The 16,348-nt window shown below is 61.0% G+C and carries 22 protein-coding genes and 2 pseudogenes; 5 read left to right on the top strand and 19 right to left on the bottom strand.

The window, feature by feature from the left end:
- Nucleotides 1–102: 102 nt before the first annotated feature.
- The 3 genes from FHT02_RS04535 to FHT02_RS04525 form a co-directional block, all read right to left on the bottom strand.
- Complete coding sequence (locus FHT02_RS04535; RefSeq protein ID WP_184084815.1) at nt 103–1,005, bottom strand: RcnB family protein; 903 nt, start codon at nt 1,003–1,005, stop codon at nt 103–105.
- A 108-nt stretch (nt 1,006–1,113) separates the two neighbouring features.
- Nucleotides 1,114–1,602 (bottom strand): GAF domain-containing protein, encoded by a 489-nt coding sequence (locus FHT02_RS04530; protein WP_184084812.1) that lies wholly within the window; start codon nt 1,600–1,602, stop codon nt 1,114–1,116.
- Nucleotides 1,603–1,661: 59 nt separating this feature from the next.
- Complete coding sequence (locus FHT02_RS04525; RefSeq protein WP_184084809.1) at nt 1,662–2,522, bottom strand: aldo/keto reductase family oxidoreductase; 861 nt, start codon at nt 2,520–2,522, stop codon at nt 1,662–1,664.
- 94 nt (nt 2,523–2,616) lie between these two features.
- On the opposite strand from FHT02_RS04525, the gene FHT02_RS04520 reads away from it, so the two are divergent.
- Nucleotides 2,617–3,528, top strand: coding sequence for a LysR family transcriptional regulator (locus tag FHT02_RS04520; RefSeq protein WP_184084806.1), 912 nt, complete (start codon nt 2,617–2,619; stop codon nt 3,526–3,528).
- Nucleotides 3,529–3,592: 64 nt separating this feature from the next.
- On the opposite strand, the pseudogene arfB (FHT02_RS04515) reads toward FHT02_RS04520, so the two are convergent.
- From arfB (FHT02_RS04515) to FHT02_RS04500, 4 genes and pseudogenes are all read right to left on the bottom strand, one after another.
- Nucleotides 3,593–3,919: pseudogene (gene arfB, locus FHT02_RS04515) on the bottom strand (alternative ribosome rescue aminoacyl-tRNA hydrolase ArfB); the annotation flags it as partial.
- Between the two features lie 33 nt (nt 3,920–3,952).
- Nucleotides 3,953–4,375 carry an alternative ribosome rescue aminoacyl-tRNA hydrolase ArfB gene (arfB, locus tag FHT02_RS04510; RefSeq protein ID WP_184084800.1) on the bottom strand — a complete coding sequence of 141 codons (423 nt, stop codon included), beginning with the start codon at nt 4,373–4,375 and terminating at the stop codon, nt 3,953–3,955.
- A gap of 65 nt (nt 4,376–4,440) precedes the next feature.
- On the bottom strand, nt 4,441–4,872 hold the full coding sequence (locus FHT02_RS04505; RefSeq protein ID WP_184084797.1) for a lysozyme: 432 nt from the start codon (nt 4,870–4,872) through the stop codon (nt 4,441–4,443).
- A gap of 15 nt (nt 4,873–4,887) precedes the next feature.
- Nucleotides 4,888–6,222, bottom strand: a complete 1,335-nt coding sequence (locus tag FHT02_RS04500; protein ID WP_184084794.1) for a DNA-methyltransferase — start codon at nt 6,220–6,222, stop codon at nt 4,888–4,890.
- Between the two features lie 161 nt (nt 6,223–6,383).
- Between FHT02_RS04500 and FHT02_RS04495 the strand changes: the two genes are divergently transcribed.
- On the top strand, nt 6,384–6,881 hold the full coding sequence (locus tag FHT02_RS04495) for a hypothetical protein (RefSeq protein WP_184084791.1): 498 nt from the start codon (nt 6,384–6,386) through the stop codon (nt 6,879–6,881).
- A gap of 6 nt (nt 6,882–6,887) precedes the next feature.
- Here FHT02_RS04495 and FHT02_RS04490 read toward each other — a convergent pair whose 3' ends face one another.
- The 5 genes from FHT02_RS04490 to FHT02_RS04470 all read right to left on the bottom strand — a co-directional run bounded on the left by FHT02_RS04490 (nt 6,888) and on the right by FHT02_RS04470 (nt 10,186).
- Complete coding sequence (locus FHT02_RS04490; RefSeq protein WP_184084788.1) at nt 6,888–7,235, bottom strand: hypothetical protein; 348 nt, start codon at nt 7,233–7,235, stop codon at nt 6,888–6,890.
- A complete protein-coding gene (locus FHT02_RS04485; RefSeq protein WP_184084785.1) occupies nt 7,232–7,411 on the bottom strand; it encodes a hypothetical protein in 180 nt (59 codons plus the stop codon). Before FHT02_RS04485 ends, FHT02_RS04490 begins: the two co-directional genes overlap by 4 nt.
- Nucleotides 7,412–7,428: 17 nt before the next feature.
- Nucleotides 7,429–7,701, bottom strand: a complete 273-nt coding sequence (locus tag FHT02_RS04480; protein WP_184084783.1) for a hypothetical protein — start codon at nt 7,699–7,701, stop codon at nt 7,429–7,431.
- Nucleotides 7,702–7,765: 64 nt separating this feature from the next.
- The gene (locus FHT02_RS04475; protein ID WP_184084780.1) at nt 7,766–8,968 is read right to left on the bottom strand and encodes a hypothetical protein; all 1,203 of its coding nucleotides are present in this window, start codon (nt 8,966–8,968) and stop codon (nt 7,766–7,768) included.
- 46 nt (nt 8,969–9,014) lie between these two features.
- A protein-coding gene (locus FHT02_RS04470; protein ID WP_184084777.1) for an IS3 family transposase occupies nt 9,015–10,186 on the bottom strand; the annotation gives its coding sequence in 2 pieces (ribosomal slippage) (nt 9,015–9,922 and nt 9,922–10,186; 1,173 coding nt in all).
- A gap of 14 nt (nt 10,187–10,200) precedes the next feature.
- On the opposite strand from FHT02_RS04470, the gene FHT02_RS22005 reads away from it, so the two are divergent.
- The 3 genes from FHT02_RS22005 to FHT02_RS04460 all read left to right on the top strand — a co-directional run bounded on the left by FHT02_RS22005 (nt 10,201) and on the right by FHT02_RS04460 (nt 11,476).
- Complete coding sequence (locus FHT02_RS22005) at nt 10,201–10,437, top strand: DUF6771 family protein (RefSeq protein ID WP_343056823.1); 237 nt, start codon at nt 10,201–10,203, stop codon at nt 10,435–10,437.
- A 124-nt stretch (nt 10,438–10,561) separates the two neighbouring features.
- Nucleotides 10,562–10,930 (top strand): DUF805 domain-containing protein, encoded by a 369-nt coding sequence (locus FHT02_RS04465; protein ID WP_184084774.1) that lies wholly within the window; start codon nt 10,562–10,564, stop codon nt 10,928–10,930.
- A 408-nt stretch (nt 10,931–11,338) separates the two neighbouring features.
- Nucleotides 11,339–11,476 (top strand): hypothetical protein, encoded by a 138-nt coding sequence (locus FHT02_RS04460; protein ID WP_184084771.1) that lies wholly within the window; start codon nt 11,339–11,341, stop codon nt 11,474–11,476.
- Between the two features lie 28 nt (nt 11,477–11,504).
- Here the strand turns inward: FHT02_RS04460 and FHT02_RS04455 are convergent, their stop codons facing one another.
- The 7 genes and pseudogenes from FHT02_RS04455 to FHT02_RS04425 all read right to left on the bottom strand — a co-directional run bounded on the left by FHT02_RS04455 (nt 11,505) and on the right by FHT02_RS04425 (nt 16,293).
- Nucleotides 11,505–11,912, bottom strand: coding sequence for a hypothetical protein (locus tag FHT02_RS04455; RefSeq protein WP_184084768.1), 408 nt, complete (start codon nt 11,910–11,912; stop codon nt 11,505–11,507).
- 186 nt (nt 11,913–12,098) lie between these two features.
- The gene (locus tag FHT02_RS04450; protein ID WP_184084765.1) at nt 12,099–12,275 is read right to left on the bottom strand and encodes a hypothetical protein; all 177 of its coding nucleotides are present in this window, start codon (nt 12,273–12,275) and stop codon (nt 12,099–12,101) included.
- Nucleotides 12,276–12,335: 60 nt separating this feature from the next.
- Nucleotides 12,336–14,057 (bottom strand): recombinase family protein, encoded by a 1,722-nt coding sequence (locus FHT02_RS04445; protein WP_184084762.1) that lies wholly within the window; start codon nt 14,055–14,057, stop codon nt 12,336–12,338.
- A 60-nt stretch (nt 14,058–14,117) separates the two neighbouring features.
- Nucleotides 14,118–14,201 (bottom strand): annotated as a pseudogene (locus FHT02_RS21440) (alternative ribosome rescue aminoacyl-tRNA hydrolase ArfB); the annotation flags it as partial.
- The gene (locus FHT02_RS04435) at nt 14,194–14,844 is read right to left on the bottom strand and encodes an RluA family pseudouridine synthase (RefSeq protein ID WP_184084759.1); all 651 of its coding nucleotides are present in this window, start codon (nt 14,842–14,844) and stop codon (nt 14,194–14,196) included. The gene FHT02_RS04435 and the pseudogene FHT02_RS21440, both read right to left, overlap by 8 nt.
- A 121-nt stretch (nt 14,845–14,965) precedes the next feature.
- A complete protein-coding gene (gene wrbA, locus FHT02_RS04430; RefSeq protein WP_184084756.1) occupies nt 14,966–15,568 on the bottom strand; it encodes an NAD(P)H:quinone oxidoreductase in 603 nt (200 codons plus the stop codon).
- 26 nt (nt 15,569–15,594) lie between these two features.
- Nucleotides 15,595–16,293 (bottom strand): pirin family protein, encoded by a 699-nt coding sequence (locus FHT02_RS04425; protein ID WP_184085426.1) that lies wholly within the window; start codon nt 16,291–16,293, stop codon nt 15,595–15,597.
- Nucleotides 16,294–16,348 lie beyond the last annotated feature (55 nt).

Here is a 16,348-nt window from a genome sequence, read left to right as displayed (position 1 = left end):
TTCGATGAAGTCGAGGGTGGTTCCGCCTCGCTAGGCTGGTGGCAGCTGTTCTCCGGCCCCCGCCGGGGAACAGTTTAGTAGAGTCTCACGTCCGGTTCGATCTCAGCAGCCGCAGCGCGGGGCGCGGCGGAGCAGCTTCTTGCGCAGCACGCGCTTGGGCGCGACCGCCACGCTGTCGGCAATGATGCGCTCCTCCACCACCGTCGTGGTGGTGGTGACGATCGGGGCGGGGTTGATCACGATCGTGGTGGAGGCGCCGCTGGCATAATAGCCGCTTGCATAGGCGCTGCCGCCATAGAAGGCGCCGCCTTGATACGCCCCGCCACAGACCTGTGCACAGGGTGGAGCGCCATAGGTGCGAACCTGCACGGGCGCGGAATAGGGCTGGACGTGGATCGGAGGCGCGGGCGGGTAGGCGCCGTACGGCGCAGGGATCGGCGCGTCATAGCCGGCGCCGGGTGGGGGCGGCGGGACGTCGGGTGCTACCGGAATGTCGTAATCGTCATAAGGCTCGACCGGCTGGATCTGCGGTGCGGCGTAGCTCGCGCCGGCGTCGGCATAGCTGGCTGCATAGGCGTAGCTTTCGGAATAGCTGCTGCCGTCGCTCCAGGCGATGCCATCGCGCGAGTCCCACACCTGACCGCGGCCGTCGACCAGCACGGCGTCGTCATAATAGCGCACCCAGCTGTACCCCTGGGGCGGGGCGGCGAGCCCGAAGCTGAGATAATCGGGGACGCGGAAGCCCGACCCCGTCCAATAGGATGGCAGCGCGTTGCCGCGGTGCAGGCGGCGATAGCCGCTCCAGCCGCCCGGCGCCTGCCAGCCGGCGCTCCAGCGTCCGTTGACCGGCTTGCCCCAGCGGTGCGGACTGACTCGGCCGACCTGCGGGCCGGAGCCCTTGGGCATCACGACCCAGCGGCCGTTCTTCCACACGCGCTGTGCCGTTGCGGGCGTCGCAGCGGCGAGTGCCGTAACGGCTGCCGCCGCCAACCAAAGATTTCGCACCTGGGTCTACTCCTTCGTGTGCAAGCCGAGACTCGCTTAACGAGAAAGTAACCCTTACGCTTCCGTGAAGAAATCCACGAGAGGTGGTTAACGCTGTCCCAATGCGGGTCAGCGTCCCGCAAGGCGTGGGGCGAGGATGCGGACCAGTGCTTCGCAGCCTGCGGCGTCGCCTGCGTCGAAACGCCCCGGCAGGGGGCTGTCGAGATCAAGCACGCCGAGGAGTTCGCCCTGATGGACGATCGGCACCACCAGTTCGGAGCGGCTGGCCGCGTCGCAGGCGATGTGGCCGGGAAAGGCGTGGACGTCCTCGACCAGCTGCGTCTCGCGGGTGCTGGCGGCGGCGCCGCATACCCCCTTGCCGAACGGGATGCGGATGCAGGCGGCTTTACCCTGGAACGGGCCTAGCACGAGCTCGTCAGCCACGTTGCGGTAGAAGCCGGCCCAATTGAGATCGGGCAGATACTGCCAGATCAGCGCCGACACATTCGCCATGTTGGCGATGGCGTCGGGTTCGTCGGCAGTGAGCGAGTCGAGCGCGGCGGCGAGGTCGCGGTAGAGTTCGGACTTGGATCCGGCGGCGATGTCGAAAGCGTACATGGGAGGCGATGTAGGCGATCCGCTGCGCCAGCGCGAGGGCTGGCGCAGCGGTGCGGCGATCACGCCGCGATGGCGTTCAGTGCGGCCATGGCGTCATCGGGTAGTTCCAACTTGGCTGTGGCCAGGTTCTCACGCAGATGCGCCACCGACGACGTGCCCGGGATCAGCAGGATGTTGGGCGCGCGGCGAAGCAGCCAGGCGAGCGCGACCTGCATCGGCGTGGCGCCGAGCTGCTGCGCGACGTCCGACAACGCCGAGGACTGAAGCGGAGTGAAGCCGCCCAGCGGGAAGAAGGGCACATAGGCGATGCCTTGCGCGGCGAGATCGTCGATCAGCGCATCGTCGTCGCGGCGGACCAAGTTGTAGTGGTTCTGGACGCAGACGATGTCGCAGATGGTGCGGGCTTCGGTGACCTGAGCGGACGTGACGTTGCTCAGGCCGACATGGCGAACCAGCCCTTGCTGCTGGAGTTCGGCGAGGACGGTGAGACGTTCGGCGACCGAGCCTTCGCTGGGTCCGTGGACGTTGCCCATGATACGCAGATTGACGATGTCGAGCGCGTCGAGCCCGAGGTTGCGCAGATTGTCGTGCACCGCCTGGCGCAGTTCTTCGGGCGATTCGGCGGGGAGCCAGGAGGCGTCCGCGCCACGCTTGGCGCCGATTTTGGTCACAATCATCAGGTCGTCCGGATAGGGCGAAAGCGCTTCGCGGATCAGCTGGTTGGTGATGTGCGGGCCGTAGAAGTCGCTGGTGTCGATGTGATTGACGCCCTCCGCAACCGCTTCGCGCAACACCGCCAGCGCGGCGTCGCGATCCTTGGGCGGGCCGAAAACGCCCGGACCGGCGAGCTGCATCGCGCCATAGCCGAGGCGGCGCACCCGGCGATCACCGAGAGAGTAGGTGCTGGACTGATCGATCATGAGAGTTCTCCGCTTGAGACCAACTCCAGATAGGCGGTGGCCGGTCGCACGATAATCCGGCAGGATCCGCACGGGCTGTGCGGGATCGCGAACAATGAAGTACGATCTGGGTGACTTGAACGCGTTTGTGGCAGTGGCCCGATCGCGCGGATTCCGCGACGCGGCGCGCGCCAGTGGTGCGAGTGCGTCCGGCCTGAGCGAGGCGGTGCGGCGGCTGGAGGCGCAGATGGGCGTGCGGCTGCTCAACCGCACCACCCGCAGCGTTGTGCCAACCGAGGCCGGTGAGCGGCTGCTGGCGCGGCTGGCGCCGGCGCTCGGCGAAGTCGAGGCTGCACTGGATGTAGTGAACGGCTTTCGCGACAAGCCTATGGGGACGCTGCGGCTGAATGTACCGGTCACCGCCGCACGGCTAGTGCTCCCGAGGATCGTACCAGAGTTCCTGGCGGCCTATCCTGACATCCGGCTAGAGGTGATCGCGGAAGACAGCTTCGTCGACGTGCTAGCGGCGGGGTGCGACGCAGGCATCCGCTATGACGAGCGGCTGGAGCAGGACATGATCGCGGTGCCGATCGGCCCGCGGGTGCAGCGCTTCGCGGCAGTGGCGTCGCCTGCTTATCTAGCCGGGCGGGGAAGGCCGGAGCATCCGCGCGATCTGCTCGATCATGCCTGTCTGCGCGGGCGGTTCAGCAGCGGGTCCATGCCGGACTGGGAGTTCAGCCGCGACGGGGAGCTGGTGCGGGTCGATCCCCCCGCGCAGTTGATCGTGCAATCGGGCGGGGCGATGGACCTGGCGCTGGACGCGGCATTGGCCGGGTGTGGAATCCTGTACCTGTTCGAGGATTGGCTGCGACCGCATCTCGACACCGGCGCGCTGGAGCCGGTGCTTGAGCCGTGGTGGGACTCGTTTCCGGGGCCGTTCTTATACTATCCCGGAAGGCGGCTGGTGCCAGCGCCGCTACGGGCGTTCGTGGATTTCGTGCGTGCGGGTAGTCCGCAGAGGGGTTGAGCCGCGCCTGCATCGCGCCGAACCTCACCCCGGCCCTTTCCACGAGCGGGTAGGGAGTGTTTGATCAGTCCAGGCTGACCTTGCCGCGGCCGGCCTTGACCTGGCTGCGGCCCTTCTTTTCGTCAACGCGGCGCGCCTTGGCGGCTTTGCTTGGCTTCGTCTTCACGCGCCGGGGATCGCGCTGGAACGATTCCGCGATAAGTTCGGATATTCGGGCGCGCGCATCGGTGCGGTTGGCGTCCTGCGTACGGAACTTGCGCGCGGTGATGACCAGTTCGCCGCCCGACGTCAGCTTCGAGCCGGCGAGCTGCTTGAGCTTTTGATAGGCGTAGAGCGGCAGGCCGAGCTTGAAAACATCGATGCGCAACTGGACCGCGGTGGCGACCTTGTTGAAGGTGTCAAGGTTTCCCCGCGCCTAGAAGCGTCACTCTCGGATTTTTCCGCGTCCAGCCTTGATGGTGGATCGCTTCACTTTGCTATCTACCCTCCGAGCTTTCGCGGCTTTGCTCGGTTTGGTGGGGCGGCGTTTTTTCTCAACAAAGGTGGCTTCGCGGATTAGCTCGATAAGGCGCGAACGCACTTCTTCGCGGTTCATGTGCTGCGACCGGGAGCTTTCTGCTCGAAGGATCAAGACGCCATCGCGCGTCATCCTTGATCCAGCCAAAGCCACCAGCCGCACTTTGACCATTTCGGGAAGCGTTTGGTTGGCAGCCACATCGAAGCGCAGGATCACTGCCGAGTCGGTGGTGTTTACATGTTGGCCACCGGCACCGCTCGCACGCGTGGCGGATTCGACAAGCTCGCTATCGTCTATCCAGATTGAGCGGGTGATCGGGATGGCAACCATGCGGCGCGCTTACATCAGCAAGTGATGGGCGACAAAGCGCTCACAGTGCCGCCCATCGCTGATATTTAGTCAGCGTATAACTTCGCTTCGGCGGCGCGGCGGCGCGTAAGGCCAGCGAGCACCTTCCCGCCAGCTTTATTCCAGCGCAGAAATTCCTTGGCCGCTCCGGCGTGATCTCCGGAGATGTGCTTGCGTAGGAGGGTGGACGATTTCAGTGCGGCCAGTCCGCAATTGAACGCGAAGCTCACCAACGCATCGAACTGCCCCTGCGAACAGTCTCCGGCGATCTTGGCGACACCATCAGCAAACTTCGCCACATCGCTGGCGAGACGGTCAGCGGCTTGCTTCTGTGTCCAGACCATACCGAGTTTGATATCAGGGCCAGTCGCTCCCCACCCAAGCGTGGGGACGCCAGCCGAGCATGTGTAGGCGCGGAGTTTGCAGCCTTCAAAGGCCTTGATCAGGTCGATGCATTCTTTGGAAGGGGATAGGTTCATCCCCTATTTAGTGGATCAGGCAGCGACCTTCCTTTCCGCACCACCGATCCGTGCCTTGGCCATTTCGAAGATGTCGCGTCCTTGCCTGTCGGTACCATTCTCCGCGCCGACGAACCGGCGTTTCGTATTCAGCGCTGCGATACCAGCCGAGCCACTTCCCATGGTGGGATCAAGCACGATCTCGCCCTCATTGCTGAAAGTGCGGATCAGGTATTCAAGCAACCAAATCGGCTTGGCGAAGGGATGGAGCTTCTTCGCATCATGGTCCTTCGGGCCATAGATGACGCTACGCGGACAATTCTTAAGGGCATCATATGCCTCACCCGCCTTCTTTTTCGAGCTATGCGGATTTTGAAGATAGTTGACCGAGCGTTCGCGCTTCCGGACAAACTTGGTCACCTTTTCCGCGCCTTGCGGGTTGTAGGTCATCTGCCTTTGAGAGGAAGCCTCACCAGTTGCGGTACCCTTCGAGAACACAATCATCGTCTCGTGACAGCGGAGGAACTGACCCTTGGAGTGCTGGAAGTTGGTCGCGTTGGGCTTCTCCCACACGGTGTCGTACTTGTAGATGTCGCGACCGGCGTTCATCAGATCAGTGGCGAACGGCTGAACACAGAATGCGACAATCGCCCCGCGATCAGTGACGATGCGCCGCATCTCGGTCATCCAAGCTTCAACATCGATCTTGGGATCGATCTCAAGTCCAGTGATTCCATACGGGAGGTCACAGAGCACGAGATCAACGCTCGCGTCCGGAAGCTTGCGCATCATCTCCAATCCGCATCCGTTCACCAGTTGAGGGTGATCAAGGGTAAGCGTGACCTGATCGTCATTGGCAGCACGAGTAACCTTCACGCGAGGGCTCTTGGCGGGTGCCGCCGACTTCTTCGGCTTGGGGGCAGGGGCCGGAGCAACGGCATCGGGCGCAGTCTTCGGGGCGATCAGCCGATAGCGGTTGCCGTCCGCCTCAACATCCATGGCAGGGTTGTTGGCAAGATCGCGATAGCGCTTGTAGATCAGCCCGAGCGAAACGCCGTGCCGTGCGAGCCTCTGGTGAAGCGCCGGGGCACTCTGAAATTCGTGCGTCAGAGCGTTGAGGAAGATGGTGTCCGCGTAGCGCTTGTCGGTGCGCTTCAACTTGACCTTCGGAGCGACCTTTGCGCTTGCCTGCACCTTCTTCACCGGCTGCGGTTCGACAGGCTTGGGCTCAACGGGTGCGTTGTCATTCGAGATAATGCTGGCGAGTGCTTCGAGCTTCCCTTCCGCCGCAGTGGCGCGGGCATTCGCCCGCTCGACAATTTCCATGATCGTGGCGGTAAGCTGGTTGAGGATTTGGTTGAGGTTGTTCATTTCAGTTCTCCATCTGTTGCAAGGTTAACCGTTACTGTCGGCGTCACTTCGATAGGCAGAGAAATACATGCGAACTGTCCGGATGTCCCACGGCTGTAACGGGTGGAAGGGATATCGTAACGGGTGCAAGGAGGGTCAGCAGAAAGGGCGGAAGAGGTAGAATGAAGCGTATCTTCGTGAACTTGGATGGAGCGGTGTCGCGCGACATCCTCGCGGAGAAGGACTGGATTCTTGGCAACCAGTCTTCGACGGCTGAAAAGCGGCGAAGGGCGTTCGACTACGCCTCGGGCGTGGCGAAATGGGTGAGAGTTGCCGTCCACAATACGCGCAACCCGAACACGGGGGTGATTTCGCTCCGGAAGGTAGCCAAGTTCCTCAATAACTTCCAACCCGAGGGCTTCCCGATCCTCTCGCAAGAGGGAAAGCCGTTCGCCGCGACGACGGTATCGCGCTTGCTTTATGAGACAGAGACCAAGAACACCGGTTGGGTGGAATTCGAATTTGAGCGTGAGATTGCTCGACTTGGTGACAAACTCACACCGGAGATCAGGAAGAAACTTGAAGCCAAGCGTGATGAGTTGATCCAACGGGGTGTCGAGCTTGGTCGATACATGCGGATGGACGATGCGCCCGTGAGGAAGCCGGACCCGCTTTGGTAGGCGACGCTACTGCCTCGCCAACGAGATCATCGCATCAGCATGGTCATCAGTCGTCGCGAGTAGATCGTGACCGTTGAGCATCCGGCCAGCGAACGGGAACACGGGAACATCCCAGTCCGTGGCTTCGCCAGCTTCGATGGCCGCGCTGATCATCCGCGCGAGCATGTGGCGGATGCGTTCCCGACCATCCGCGAAGTCGGGATAGTCTAAAAACTGATTTTCAAACTCGGTGGTGGTCCACCACCCGGTTGGCCGATAGGTGGAACCGACCATCGGGACCGGGGGAAGATCGTCCGGTTCAAGTTCAAAATCAGTTTCGAACACGGTGGAGAGATCGGGAAGCTGTGGGGTCATGCCTCACCTGCCGCAACCAACATCGGGTTTAATGTGGTGCGGGCGATCTCGGCCTCGACACGCGCGAGCGCGGCTTCGGCACGATCAGCGCGGCGCGTCTGGCGATGTAGTGCTATAAACAATGTGATAGTGATGGTCACAGTCGCGATGACCGTGGCAGTGTAGAGTAGTTCCATGGTTCTCCTTGGTTATTTCAAAAACTGGTTGCGAGCATCGTGAGATCGATTTCGTTTTCGGCGCAGACGATCAGTGCTTCATTGTTGACATTGAATCGGAGCCAAATCTTTGCGACCGCGTTGCGGTCAATCCACTCTTGAAGTGCTGGTGAGAATATCCACCGAAACCCTTCCGTGTAGTCGATCATGGATCGACGGGCGGGCATCTCGTGTGGAGCATTGGCGGCTCTCTGAAGCCCCTGTCTCATGGCCATCATCTTGGTGAATCCTTTCGTGTAGTAGATATCCATCATACATGTCCTTTCTTCTCTCTTCATTATTTACAGTGTTGCTGCGAAATTGCCCGGATAAGGCTCATTTTTTCCACTTTTTGAGTTTCTCCTTCACCGGACACTGCTTCTCCACACGCTCGGCCATCAACTCCGCGTAGCGAGAGACCGCAGCCGCGTGAGCGTTCTCCGCGTCGTGATCGATGTCGCTGGTGTCTCGTCCGATGCTGGTGGCGAACTGGAACCCGATGCTGGCGAGATCATCGGCGCTGATCGCGTAACCCTTGAGCAGAGCGCGGACGCCAGTCCGAACCATGAAGGGAAACATGCGGGTGCCCGGTGCTCCGGTGCATGCCTTGGATAGGCTCTCATTGGTCACGAAATCGCCGTGTAGGCTGATTTGAGAGGGGCAGGGGAGCTTGAGGCCGCTGGTATCGATAAAGGCGCTGGTGAGCGTCTTTGAGGCTCTGGCGGGCACCACAACCGGGTTGGTGAGCTTGATGAGATCGACACAAACCGGCTCGCCAGCATCGTGCCGGTGAAACTCCGCACCCGGCCAAGCGCGTGGTGCGATGAACAACCGGGACTCATCCTTGGTCTTCACATCCACGCAGCCAAGCCACTGTGCGAAGCTTGCCCATACCTCGGCAAATTCTTCCCGCTCCACGAGACGATCCAGCGGGAACATCAGGCGGAAGCAATGGCCATCTGACTTGTGCGATGTGGTGGTGTAGATGACGAAGGGAGCATCTTGCGCCCTCATCTTCTCCGTGACCGCCTCGATGGTGGAGTGGGGTTGATTGCCTTCCTTGTTGTCGATGTCAGCGGCAAACCAATTCCACCCAACCACCCGGCTCTTCGCTCGGATCACGCCGTCGTCATAGATGGCGGGACAGACGCAAAGCGTCCGCCCCTTGTCGATACCGGGTCTCTTCGATTGTCCTTCGAGGAAGTCGGCGAACGACTTCCAAGAGGGTTTGGTATCGGTGACCGGGCGGTTGTCCCGGACATGCCGAACGGTGCTGAAAGCGATCACGAAGACACCCGCGCACGGAATTCCGCGTTGTTGAAGATGGGTGTTCGTCACGGTGGTCGCGGGAGCTACCGGGCCAACATACTGCCACCCGTTGAACTTGTTGGTCTTGCGGACGATTAGCGGGAAGTCGGCTTCCTGTGCGCTCATGCGGCGAAGCTCGTTGAGGAAGGCTTGTTGCTCCAACGGACGCGCCTTCCGCATTGCCGAGCACCAGTCCCGATAAGCGAGGTAGATCGTCTCTTTGGTGATCACGCCTGTGTCGAGTGAGCCGCCCCCACCGGGTGGTCCGGGTTGATAGTTAGTGCATTGTCGTCTCCGCCGCCATTGCGGGTTGGAGGTGGAGCGAAGCGGAACCGGAGGCCGGCAATGGCGGCGTCTCTGTGTCGGGTGCCGGTGGTCGGTAGCCTAGGCTGCTGTGGGGTCGGACGGTGTTGTAGTGGCGCCGCCATGCCTCGATCAGCACCTTGGCTTCGGCGAGGCTGTAGAAAATCTCGCCGTTCAGCAGCTCGTCCCGCAGCGAGCCGTTGAAGCTCTCGTTGTAGCCGTTCTCCCATGGCGAACCCGGGGTGATGTAGAGTGTCTTTACGCCGATCTGCCTGAGCCAGGTCTGGACGGCGGTGGCGATGAACTCGCTGCCATTGTCCGACCTGATATGCGCGGGCGGCCCCCGTTCGATGAACAGCTCGGCCAGTGCTGCCAGTACGTCTTCGTATTTGAGCTGGCGCGCGACGACGAGTGCCAGGCACTCGCGGCTGGCCTCGTCGATTATGGTCAGGATGCGGAACTTGCGTCCGTCATGGGTGCGTTCCTCGACGAAGTCGTAAGCCCAGACATGGCCCGGATATTCTGGCCGCAACCGGATGCACGAGCCATCGTTGAACCACAGCCGCCCGCGTTTCGGCTGGCGCTGCGGCACCTTCAGCCCCTCGCGTCGCCAGATCCGCTCGACCCGCTTGTGGTTCACCGACCAGCCCGCCGCATGCAGCAGCGCGGTCACCCGGCGATAGCCGTAGCGCCCGTACTGCCTGGCTAGTGCGATAATATCCTCGGTGAGCGCCAGTTCGTCATCTGCCCCGCACGGCATCTTGCGCTGCGTCGACCGGTGCTGGCCGAGCACACGGCACACCCGCCGCTCGGATACATCCAGCACCTCCCGGACCTGGTCGATGCAGCGCCGGCGCCGCGCAGGGCTCAGAAGTTTCCCTTGGCGGCCTCCTGCAGGATCAACTTGTCCAGCGTCAGATCCGAGATCGCACGGCGCAGCCGCAGGTTCTCCTTCTCCAGATCCTTCATCCGCCGAGCCTGATCGGTCTTCAGCCCACCATATTCCTTGCGCCAACGGTAGTAGGTCTGCTCGCTGACCCCGATCCGTCGGCACGCCTCGGCGGTCGTGCCGCCCTGGCCCAGCACGATCTCAACCTCACGCAGCTTCCCGATGATCTCCTCGGGCTTGTGCTTCTTCGCAGGCATTCGTCGTCCCTTCCTTGATCCAGACTGTCATAGTCGATGGACCACTCAGAAGGGGGCAGCTCAGATTCGCCCCTCTAACCCACGCACTCGCAGACGCGATCCTTGAAGCTCCCGGCTGGGCACGGCTTGGGATAGCCGTTTCCGATGCGCGAATGCGGCAGCGAGCAGCGCATGAACTCGCGCTCTCAATTGTAGAAAACCTCAATCCGGCACCCGCAGACGCTGCGGACCAGCTACCTCTGGCGTTGTGAGCCATGGCGGGACGCTTCCTTTTAGCAAAACGCTTGCCAAGCTGCGGCTGGTGACAGATTCGGCCTCACGGGGGAGGCGGGGAAGGTGGCAGCAGGTGCCACAGCAGCCCTCTGGGGCTAAACGATGAGCTTTACGACAGCTATCAAGACTTGTTTCCGTAAGTATGCTTCTTTCCGAGGGCGAGCGCCAAGATCAGAGTTCTGGTTCTTCACCCTCTTCTGGTTCGGTGTTTGCTTCGCAGCGATCATACTCGACACCATGCTCGGCTGGTCCGGCGAAGAGGCGGGCGCGGGGCCGCTTTACGCTTTAGCGGCAATCGGCCTATTTCTTCCATCGATCTCTGTCGCGGTGCGGCGATTACATGATACGGACCGCTCCGGATGGCGGTATTGGCTGGTCCTGTTCCCGCTCATCGGGTTTATCTTTCTCCTCGTATGGTTTTGCCAACCCGGCACTGCCGGTGAAAACCAGTATGGAGAGGAGACCATCTAACGGGAATGTTTGTGGGACAGGGCGGGTAGTGCCTGTCTCACAACCTATCTAACGCCGCGGGCGTTCACTTCGAGCAGCTTAGCTTTCCAAACCTTGGCAGCTTCATCGTCATTGCGGGCGATAGCGCGAAAATGCTCATCCTCAATCAATCGGAATGCCAAAGAGCCGAAGTTCGACTATTGCTTCGGTAGGGTCTTTCAACGCAATCATGGTGCGGCGCACAATGCCGATGCGACATGAAGGGTTCTTGAACAAATTCGACTGATCTGGATCAATCAGGCCGCATTTGCGGAGCGTCGATCCCGGAGGTTGAGATTAGGGTTTCGTTAACGAAACATGCTGCATGCGCGAACTTCAAAGATCAGGAGGTTCCTCACAGTGCAAAACGAGTGTGCCCGTGGACTTGAGTTGACCAAGCTGGCGGTTGTCTGCCGCGACATGGCAAGAGTGGTCGGAAGCGATGAAATGCACAACGAGTTGCTGAAAATGGCCAATGAGTATGAGGTGGCCCTTGCCGCGCACAAGCAGTCGCACGGGTTAAACTGATCCGCTGATCCGTTATTCACGACAGCGATTAGCGGTGCAAGCTCGCAAGCACATCCACCCACGGGCAATGCTCGAAGGTCTTCTCCTCACGAATTTTCGTGAGCGGCAGAGTGCCAGATATTAAAGCCGAATAAGCGCTATTCTGAAACGCCTCTACCTGCACCGCTGCTTGGTCTCGCCAGTGTGGGTGAACAGCGATCAGACACCCTTCTGGGGTGTCGGACTCGTGTGCCGTCCACCAGTCGCGCGATATCGCGCGGATGTAGTCGAAGTTGTGTCCAAGGATGTCCTTCGTCTGGCCGTCTCGCCACACGACGCACCGAAGATGGAACTCGTCCCTGCCTTCCCCATGGCTGAAGATCAGGAATGATCCGTGTTCTTCGGCGCGATCCCAGTCGATCTCGCCGCAAGTTATTACGCCACCGATATGAGCCATTGCTAACTCTCCCGATGCCGGATTAGGTCGGAAAGAGTTACCTAAAGGTTAACTTACAAATGCCCGGAAGCTACTTGTAACTGCCACGACTAATGTGTCAGCCGAATACACGCCGATTGAAAGGCAAGATGTTTTAGGTTTCCAACATAGATCAGCACGACTCTCCATCGTCTTCGAGGAGCCAAGCTAACGCAGCAGAGTGGAATTCACTTCGAGCAGCTTCGCTCGCCACGCCTCGGCTGTGTCATTGTCGTTCCGTGCCACTGCTCTTTCGATCTCATCCTCGATCAGTCGATAAGAGAGTTGGCCGAAGCGGGAGGTAATCGACTCAACGGGTTGGTTCAAAGCGAGCATCATCAACATTGCGGTGCCGAAATGCGGACTTGCGAATCGTTTTCAAGCGGCTTGGCGACGCAATGATGGTTAAGCCGGTTGGATTGAAGCGAACTCCCCGAGCGTCTCCCGGATGCCTCGCAGCGTCATCGGCGCGAGCTTCATAGCGTCGGTGGTTTCGCCGATTGGGAAAGTGAGTAGCTTATCCGCACCTTTCGGGTTGACCGCATTCAGGTCGATGGCTTTGACGAACTTGCCATCTGCGAAACGGTAGCACTTCAACCCGCCGCGCAGGGTAACATCGAACGCCCCATCCGAGTGAAATTCGATACGATCAATGACTCGGCGGAGTGCGGCGGCCAGTTTCGCTCGCATGTCGAAAAGCGCAGCACCAGAAACGCCCACCATTTCGTCGCGGAGCTTGCGGACGGTGGCGCGTCGAGCATCGATAACACTCCGCTTGGTTGTGCGAACGGTCTCATCAAGCTCAACGATTTCCGCCTGAATGGTAGGTAGGGCTGCGCTGTAGCGCTGAATTGATGCGTAAAGCATATCCTTGATAGTGCCGTCTTCCTCTTGTTCCCACTTGGCGAAAGCACTCGCGAGGCGTCGCTTCGTGTCGTCTCGCTCGGCCTCTTTCGCGTTGAGTTTCAGACCAGCGATATCGGCGTTGTTGGCCTCTGTGTCGCTGACTTTGATGTCAGTCACCCAATCGAGGACTAGGTTCTCAAGTCGCGCATATGGAAACCGGGCACTGTTCTGGCACTGGTGCCCTCTGCGATTACCCGAACAGGTAAGGAACACGCTCGCGGGGCTGGAGCGGCTCTGGCGGTCTCGATACTCCATTGAGCGGCGACACTGACAGTGGGCGAGCCGGACAAAGATATTAGGCACCTTGCCCGTCTTTCCCGGCGATGCGCCGCTATGACGCTTTGCGATTTCAGCCTGTGCGAGGTAGAACAGCTCGTCCGAGATCACAGCAGGGAAGTAGCCTTTGATTGGATCACCGATTGGGCGGCGCGGGCCATCAACCTTCGTGTAAAGCTGTAGCTCTCCGATGGTGCGGCGATCCTTCAGAATTTCCGCTATCGCCGACATTCCCCAACCGTCTCCGTGCTTAAAAGGTCGTTCCCCTTCCGCGTTGAGACGGCGTGCGATGGCTTCCTTACCTAGTCCCTCGACGCAAAGCGAGAAGATGCGGCGCACGGTCGCGGCGCGTTCATTAAAGTGCCACTCCCCGACCAAAGGATCGGTAGGGTCATCCGCGATCAGGCAAAGCCACCCCGGACCTTGCCGAGTTAGCTTCTTCCGAATGCCCGGACCCAACTCGGAGCGCTTGTTATCCCAAGCTTCCTTGAGCCGTTCAGCCTTGTCCTTCTGTTCGCGGTTGCCCTTGATGAACGCAGAGATAGAAACCGTGAGATCGTTGGGGCGATCTATGATGGTCCGCGTGCTGTAGATCATGTCATCGTTGAGCGTCGCAACCACGATACCAGCTTCGATGATTCGCAAAAACAAAGACACAGCGGAGAGCACATCTTCGCGGGTAAGGCGGTCCAGATTTTCCACGATGAGATAGGAACCGCGTTCAATCTCCCCGCTTTCGATCTTCCCGAGGAAACTGGCGAGCGCACCTTTGTGGCGGTTCGTCCCCTTGTAGGCACTCAAGCCAAGGTCCCGGTGTGAGGTGTCGAGCGTCAAACCATTCTGGGACGCAAACTTCTCCGACTTCGCTAGCTGCCTGCGGAGCGAATCCCCTTTAAGCTGGGCGGGCGTCGAGAAACGAATGTAACTGTAAGCTGTCGCAGGCATTCCCGAGTCCTAACAAAAGCGGGTGCGAACCCGCATTCATTATCTTCGGGGAAACTAGGGGACCTTGTTGACGTTCTGCCCGCCTGGGCCGGAAGCAGCGAGGAAGCGTTCCTCGACGATAGCTTCCTCAGGAATTTCAGTCACGGCCAAAGCCGAGATTATGGAAGCGCACCGGCAGCGGCGCGTGTGCCTCGACCGGGGGCTTGCCCTCGCGCGGGATGGTCAGACCCTCGGCATGGAGCATCACTGCGGGGCCGCCGGCGCCGTAGACCGGATCGCCGGTGATCGGGATGCCGAGCCCTTCGGCAGCGTGGATGCGGATCTGATGCGTGCGGCCGGTCTCCGGGTAAAAAGCCAGCAGGGCCCGTCCGCCGCGGGACTCGAGCACTTCCCAGCGGGTGCGGGCGGGCTTGCCCTTCGGGTCGCCGCGCATGCGCCAGCCATTCTCGGCGCTGGAAATCTTGGCGAGCGGCAAGTCGATCATGCCTGATTGATCCGCGGGCACGCCCTCAAGGATTGCAAGGTAGCGTTTTTCCACAATGCCGGCTTCGAATGCCTGCGCGAAGCGCTTCATCGCTTTGGGATTGCGCGCGAGCAGCAGGCAGCCGCTGGTGTCGCGGTCGAGCCGGTGCATCGCCACGGGCAAGCGGCGGAAACCAAAGGTCAGCTCGCCGAGCAGATCCTCGAGGCTAGTGGAGCGATCACGCGGCCGGTCGACGGGGAGCCCGGCGGGCTTGTCGATCACGATGGCTTCGCCGTCGATGAAGAGTACGCGGTCCTGGAACATGGATCGGCATATAGCGGGCTGCCGCCAAACGAAAAGCGGCGGCCGGTAGGGGAACCGACCGCCGCCTGTGAAACCGCGCGAGAGGAGGGGCGTGCGCGGTTTCAGTCGCGCGCGTCGGGGATTACGCGGCGAGCTTGTTCGCGACCTCGGCTATGCGGCGGCCCTGGTAGCGTGCGCCTTCGAGCTCGACATCGCTGGGCAAGCGGCTGCCGTCGGCACCGGCAATGGTCGTCGCGCCATAAGGCGAGCCGCCCTTCACTTCATCGACACCGCCCTGGCCCTGGAAGCCATAGTCGAGCCCGACGATGGTCAGGCCGAAGTGCAGCAGGTTGGTGATGATCGAAAAGAGCGTAGTCTCCTGACCGCCATGCTGGCTGGCGGTGGACGTGAAGGCGCCGCCGACCTTGCCATTGAGCTTGCCCTGGAACCACAGGCCGCCCGCCTTGTCCCAGAAGCTAGCCATCTGGCTCGACACGCGGCCGTAGCGGGTGGGAGAGCCGACGATGATGCCGTCGTAATTGGCGAGCTCGTTGACATCGTCGAGCACCGGGTGGCTTTGATCAGCGATGAAGCCGGCCGCCTGGACGACTTCGGCCGGCGCGGTCTCGGCGACGCGGCGAACGTCGACCTGCGCGCCGGTGCTGCGCGCACCCTCGGCGACGGCATCGGCCATCTTCGCGAGATGGCCATAGGACGAGTAATAGAGGACCAGGATCTTGGACATGGTGGATGCTCCCTTGTGGTTCGGATTCACTCGCTGTCGACGAGAACGATTTCGGCGTCTTGGAGCGCGGTGATGATGATGTTTTTGCCGCCGGTGAACGCTGCGCCGTCGCGCGCATGCACCTGCTCGCCGTCGATCTCGACCGCGCCGATTGCGGGGACCAGATAGGCGTGCCGGGCGGGACCGACGGCATAGTCGATGCTTTCGCCCGCTTTCAGCGTGGCGCCAAGAACGCGCGCGTCGGAGCGAATCGGCAGGGCTTCGCCGTCCTCGGCAAAGCCGGAGGCGAGCGGCACGAATTTGCCTGACCGGTCGCCCTTGGGAAAAGGCTTGGCGCCCCAGCTGGGCTGGCCGCCGCGGGTGCGCGGCTGAATCCAGATCTGGAAGATGCGCGCGGTTTCGGGCTCAAGATTGTATTCCGCGTGACGCACGCCGCTGCCCGCGCTCATCACCTGAACGTCGCCGGCTGCGGTACGGCCTTTGTTGCCCATCGAATCCTGATGGGTGATCGCGCCCGAGCGGACATAGGTGATGATCTCCATGTCCTGATGCGGATGCGGTGGGAAACCGGAATTGGCTGCGATCTCATCATCGTTCCAGACGCGCAGCGCACCCCAACCCATGCGGTTGTGATCATAATAGCCCGCGAAGGTGAAATGGTGACGCGCCTTGAGCCAGCCGTGATCGGCATTTCCGAGGCTATCAAATGAGCGTTTGTCGAGCATGTTGATTATCCGGTTCAAGGCTGAGACATAGGCAGCACCATTGCGAGCTGAAATG

It is taken from the genome of Sphingomonas xinjiangensis, from assembly GCF_014199255.1.
In the GTDB taxonomy this organism is placed as follows: domain Bacteria; phylum Pseudomonadota; class Alphaproteobacteria; order Sphingomonadales; family Sphingomonadaceae; genus Sphingomonas; species Sphingomonas xinjiangensis.
The sequence above is the reverse complement of the archived record's forward strand: the minus strand, read 5'-3'. Positions and strand labels throughout refer to the sequence as shown.

Bases quoted from the DNA above. Each gene is read 5' to 3' on its own strand.
- FHT02_RS04480 (WP_184084783.1), bottom strand. From the start codon at position 7,701: ATGGATATCTACTACACGAAAGGATTCACCAAGATGATGGCCATGAGA.
- FHT02_RS04455 (WP_184084768.1), bottom strand. From the start codon at position 11,912: ATGGCTCATATCGGTGGCGTAATAACTTGCGGCGAGATCGACTGGGAT.
- FHT02_RS04530 (WP_184084812.1), bottom strand. From the start codon at position 1,602: ATGTACGCTTTCGACATCGCCGCCGGATCCAAGTCCGAACTCTACCGC.
- FHT02_RS04495 (WP_184084791.1), top strand. From the start codon at position 6,384: ATGAAGCGTATCTTCGTGAACTTGGATGGAGCGGTGTCGCGCGACATC.
- wrbA (WP_184084756.1), bottom strand. From the start codon at position 15,568: ATGTCCAAGATCCTGGTCCTCTATTACTCGTCCTATGGCCATCTCGCG.
- FHT02_RS04450 (WP_184084765.1), bottom strand. From the start codon at position 12,275: ATGTTGATGATGCTCGCTTTGAACCAACCCGTTGAGTCGATTACCTCC.
- FHT02_RS04435 (WP_184084759.1), bottom strand. From the start codon at position 14,844: ATGTTCCAGGACCGCGTACTCTTCATCGACGGCGAAGCCATCGTGATC.
- FHT02_RS04505 (WP_184084797.1), bottom strand. From the start codon at position 4,872: ATGAACCTATCCCCTTCCAAAGAATGCATCGACCTGATCAAGGCCTTT.
- FHT02_RS04490 (WP_184084788.1), bottom strand. From the start codon at position 7,235: ATGACCCCACAGCTTCCCGATCTCTCCACCGTGTTCGAAACTGATTTT.
- arfB (WP_184084800.1), bottom strand. From the start codon at position 4,375: ATGGTTGCCATCCCGATCACCCGCTCAATCTGGATAGACGATAGCGAG.
- FHT02_RS04485 (WP_184084785.1), bottom strand. From the start codon at position 7,411: ATGGAACTACTCTACACTGCCACGGTCATCGCGACTGTGACCATCACT.
- FHT02_RS04425 (WP_184085426.1), bottom strand. From the start codon at position 16,293: ATGCTCGACAAACGCTCATTTGATAGCCTCGGAAATGCCGATCACGGC.
- FHT02_RS04520 (WP_184084806.1), top strand. From the start codon at position 2,617: ATGAAGTACGATCTGGGTGACTTGAACGCGTTTGTGGCAGTGGCCCGA.
- FHT02_RS04445 (WP_184084762.1), bottom strand. From the start codon at position 14,057: ATGCCTGCGACAGCTTACAGTTACATTCGTTTCTCGACGCCCGCCCAG.
- FHT02_RS04465 (WP_184084774.1), top strand. From the start codon at position 10,562: ATGAGCTTTACGACAGCTATCAAGACTTGTTTCCGTAAGTATGCTTCT.
- FHT02_RS04525 (WP_184084809.1), bottom strand. From the start codon at position 2,522: ATGATCGATCAGTCCAGCACCTACTCTCTCGGTGATCGCCGGGTGCGC.
- FHT02_RS04500 (WP_184084794.1), bottom strand. From the start codon at position 6,222: ATGAACAACCTCAACCAAATCCTCAACCAGCTTACCGCCACGATCATG.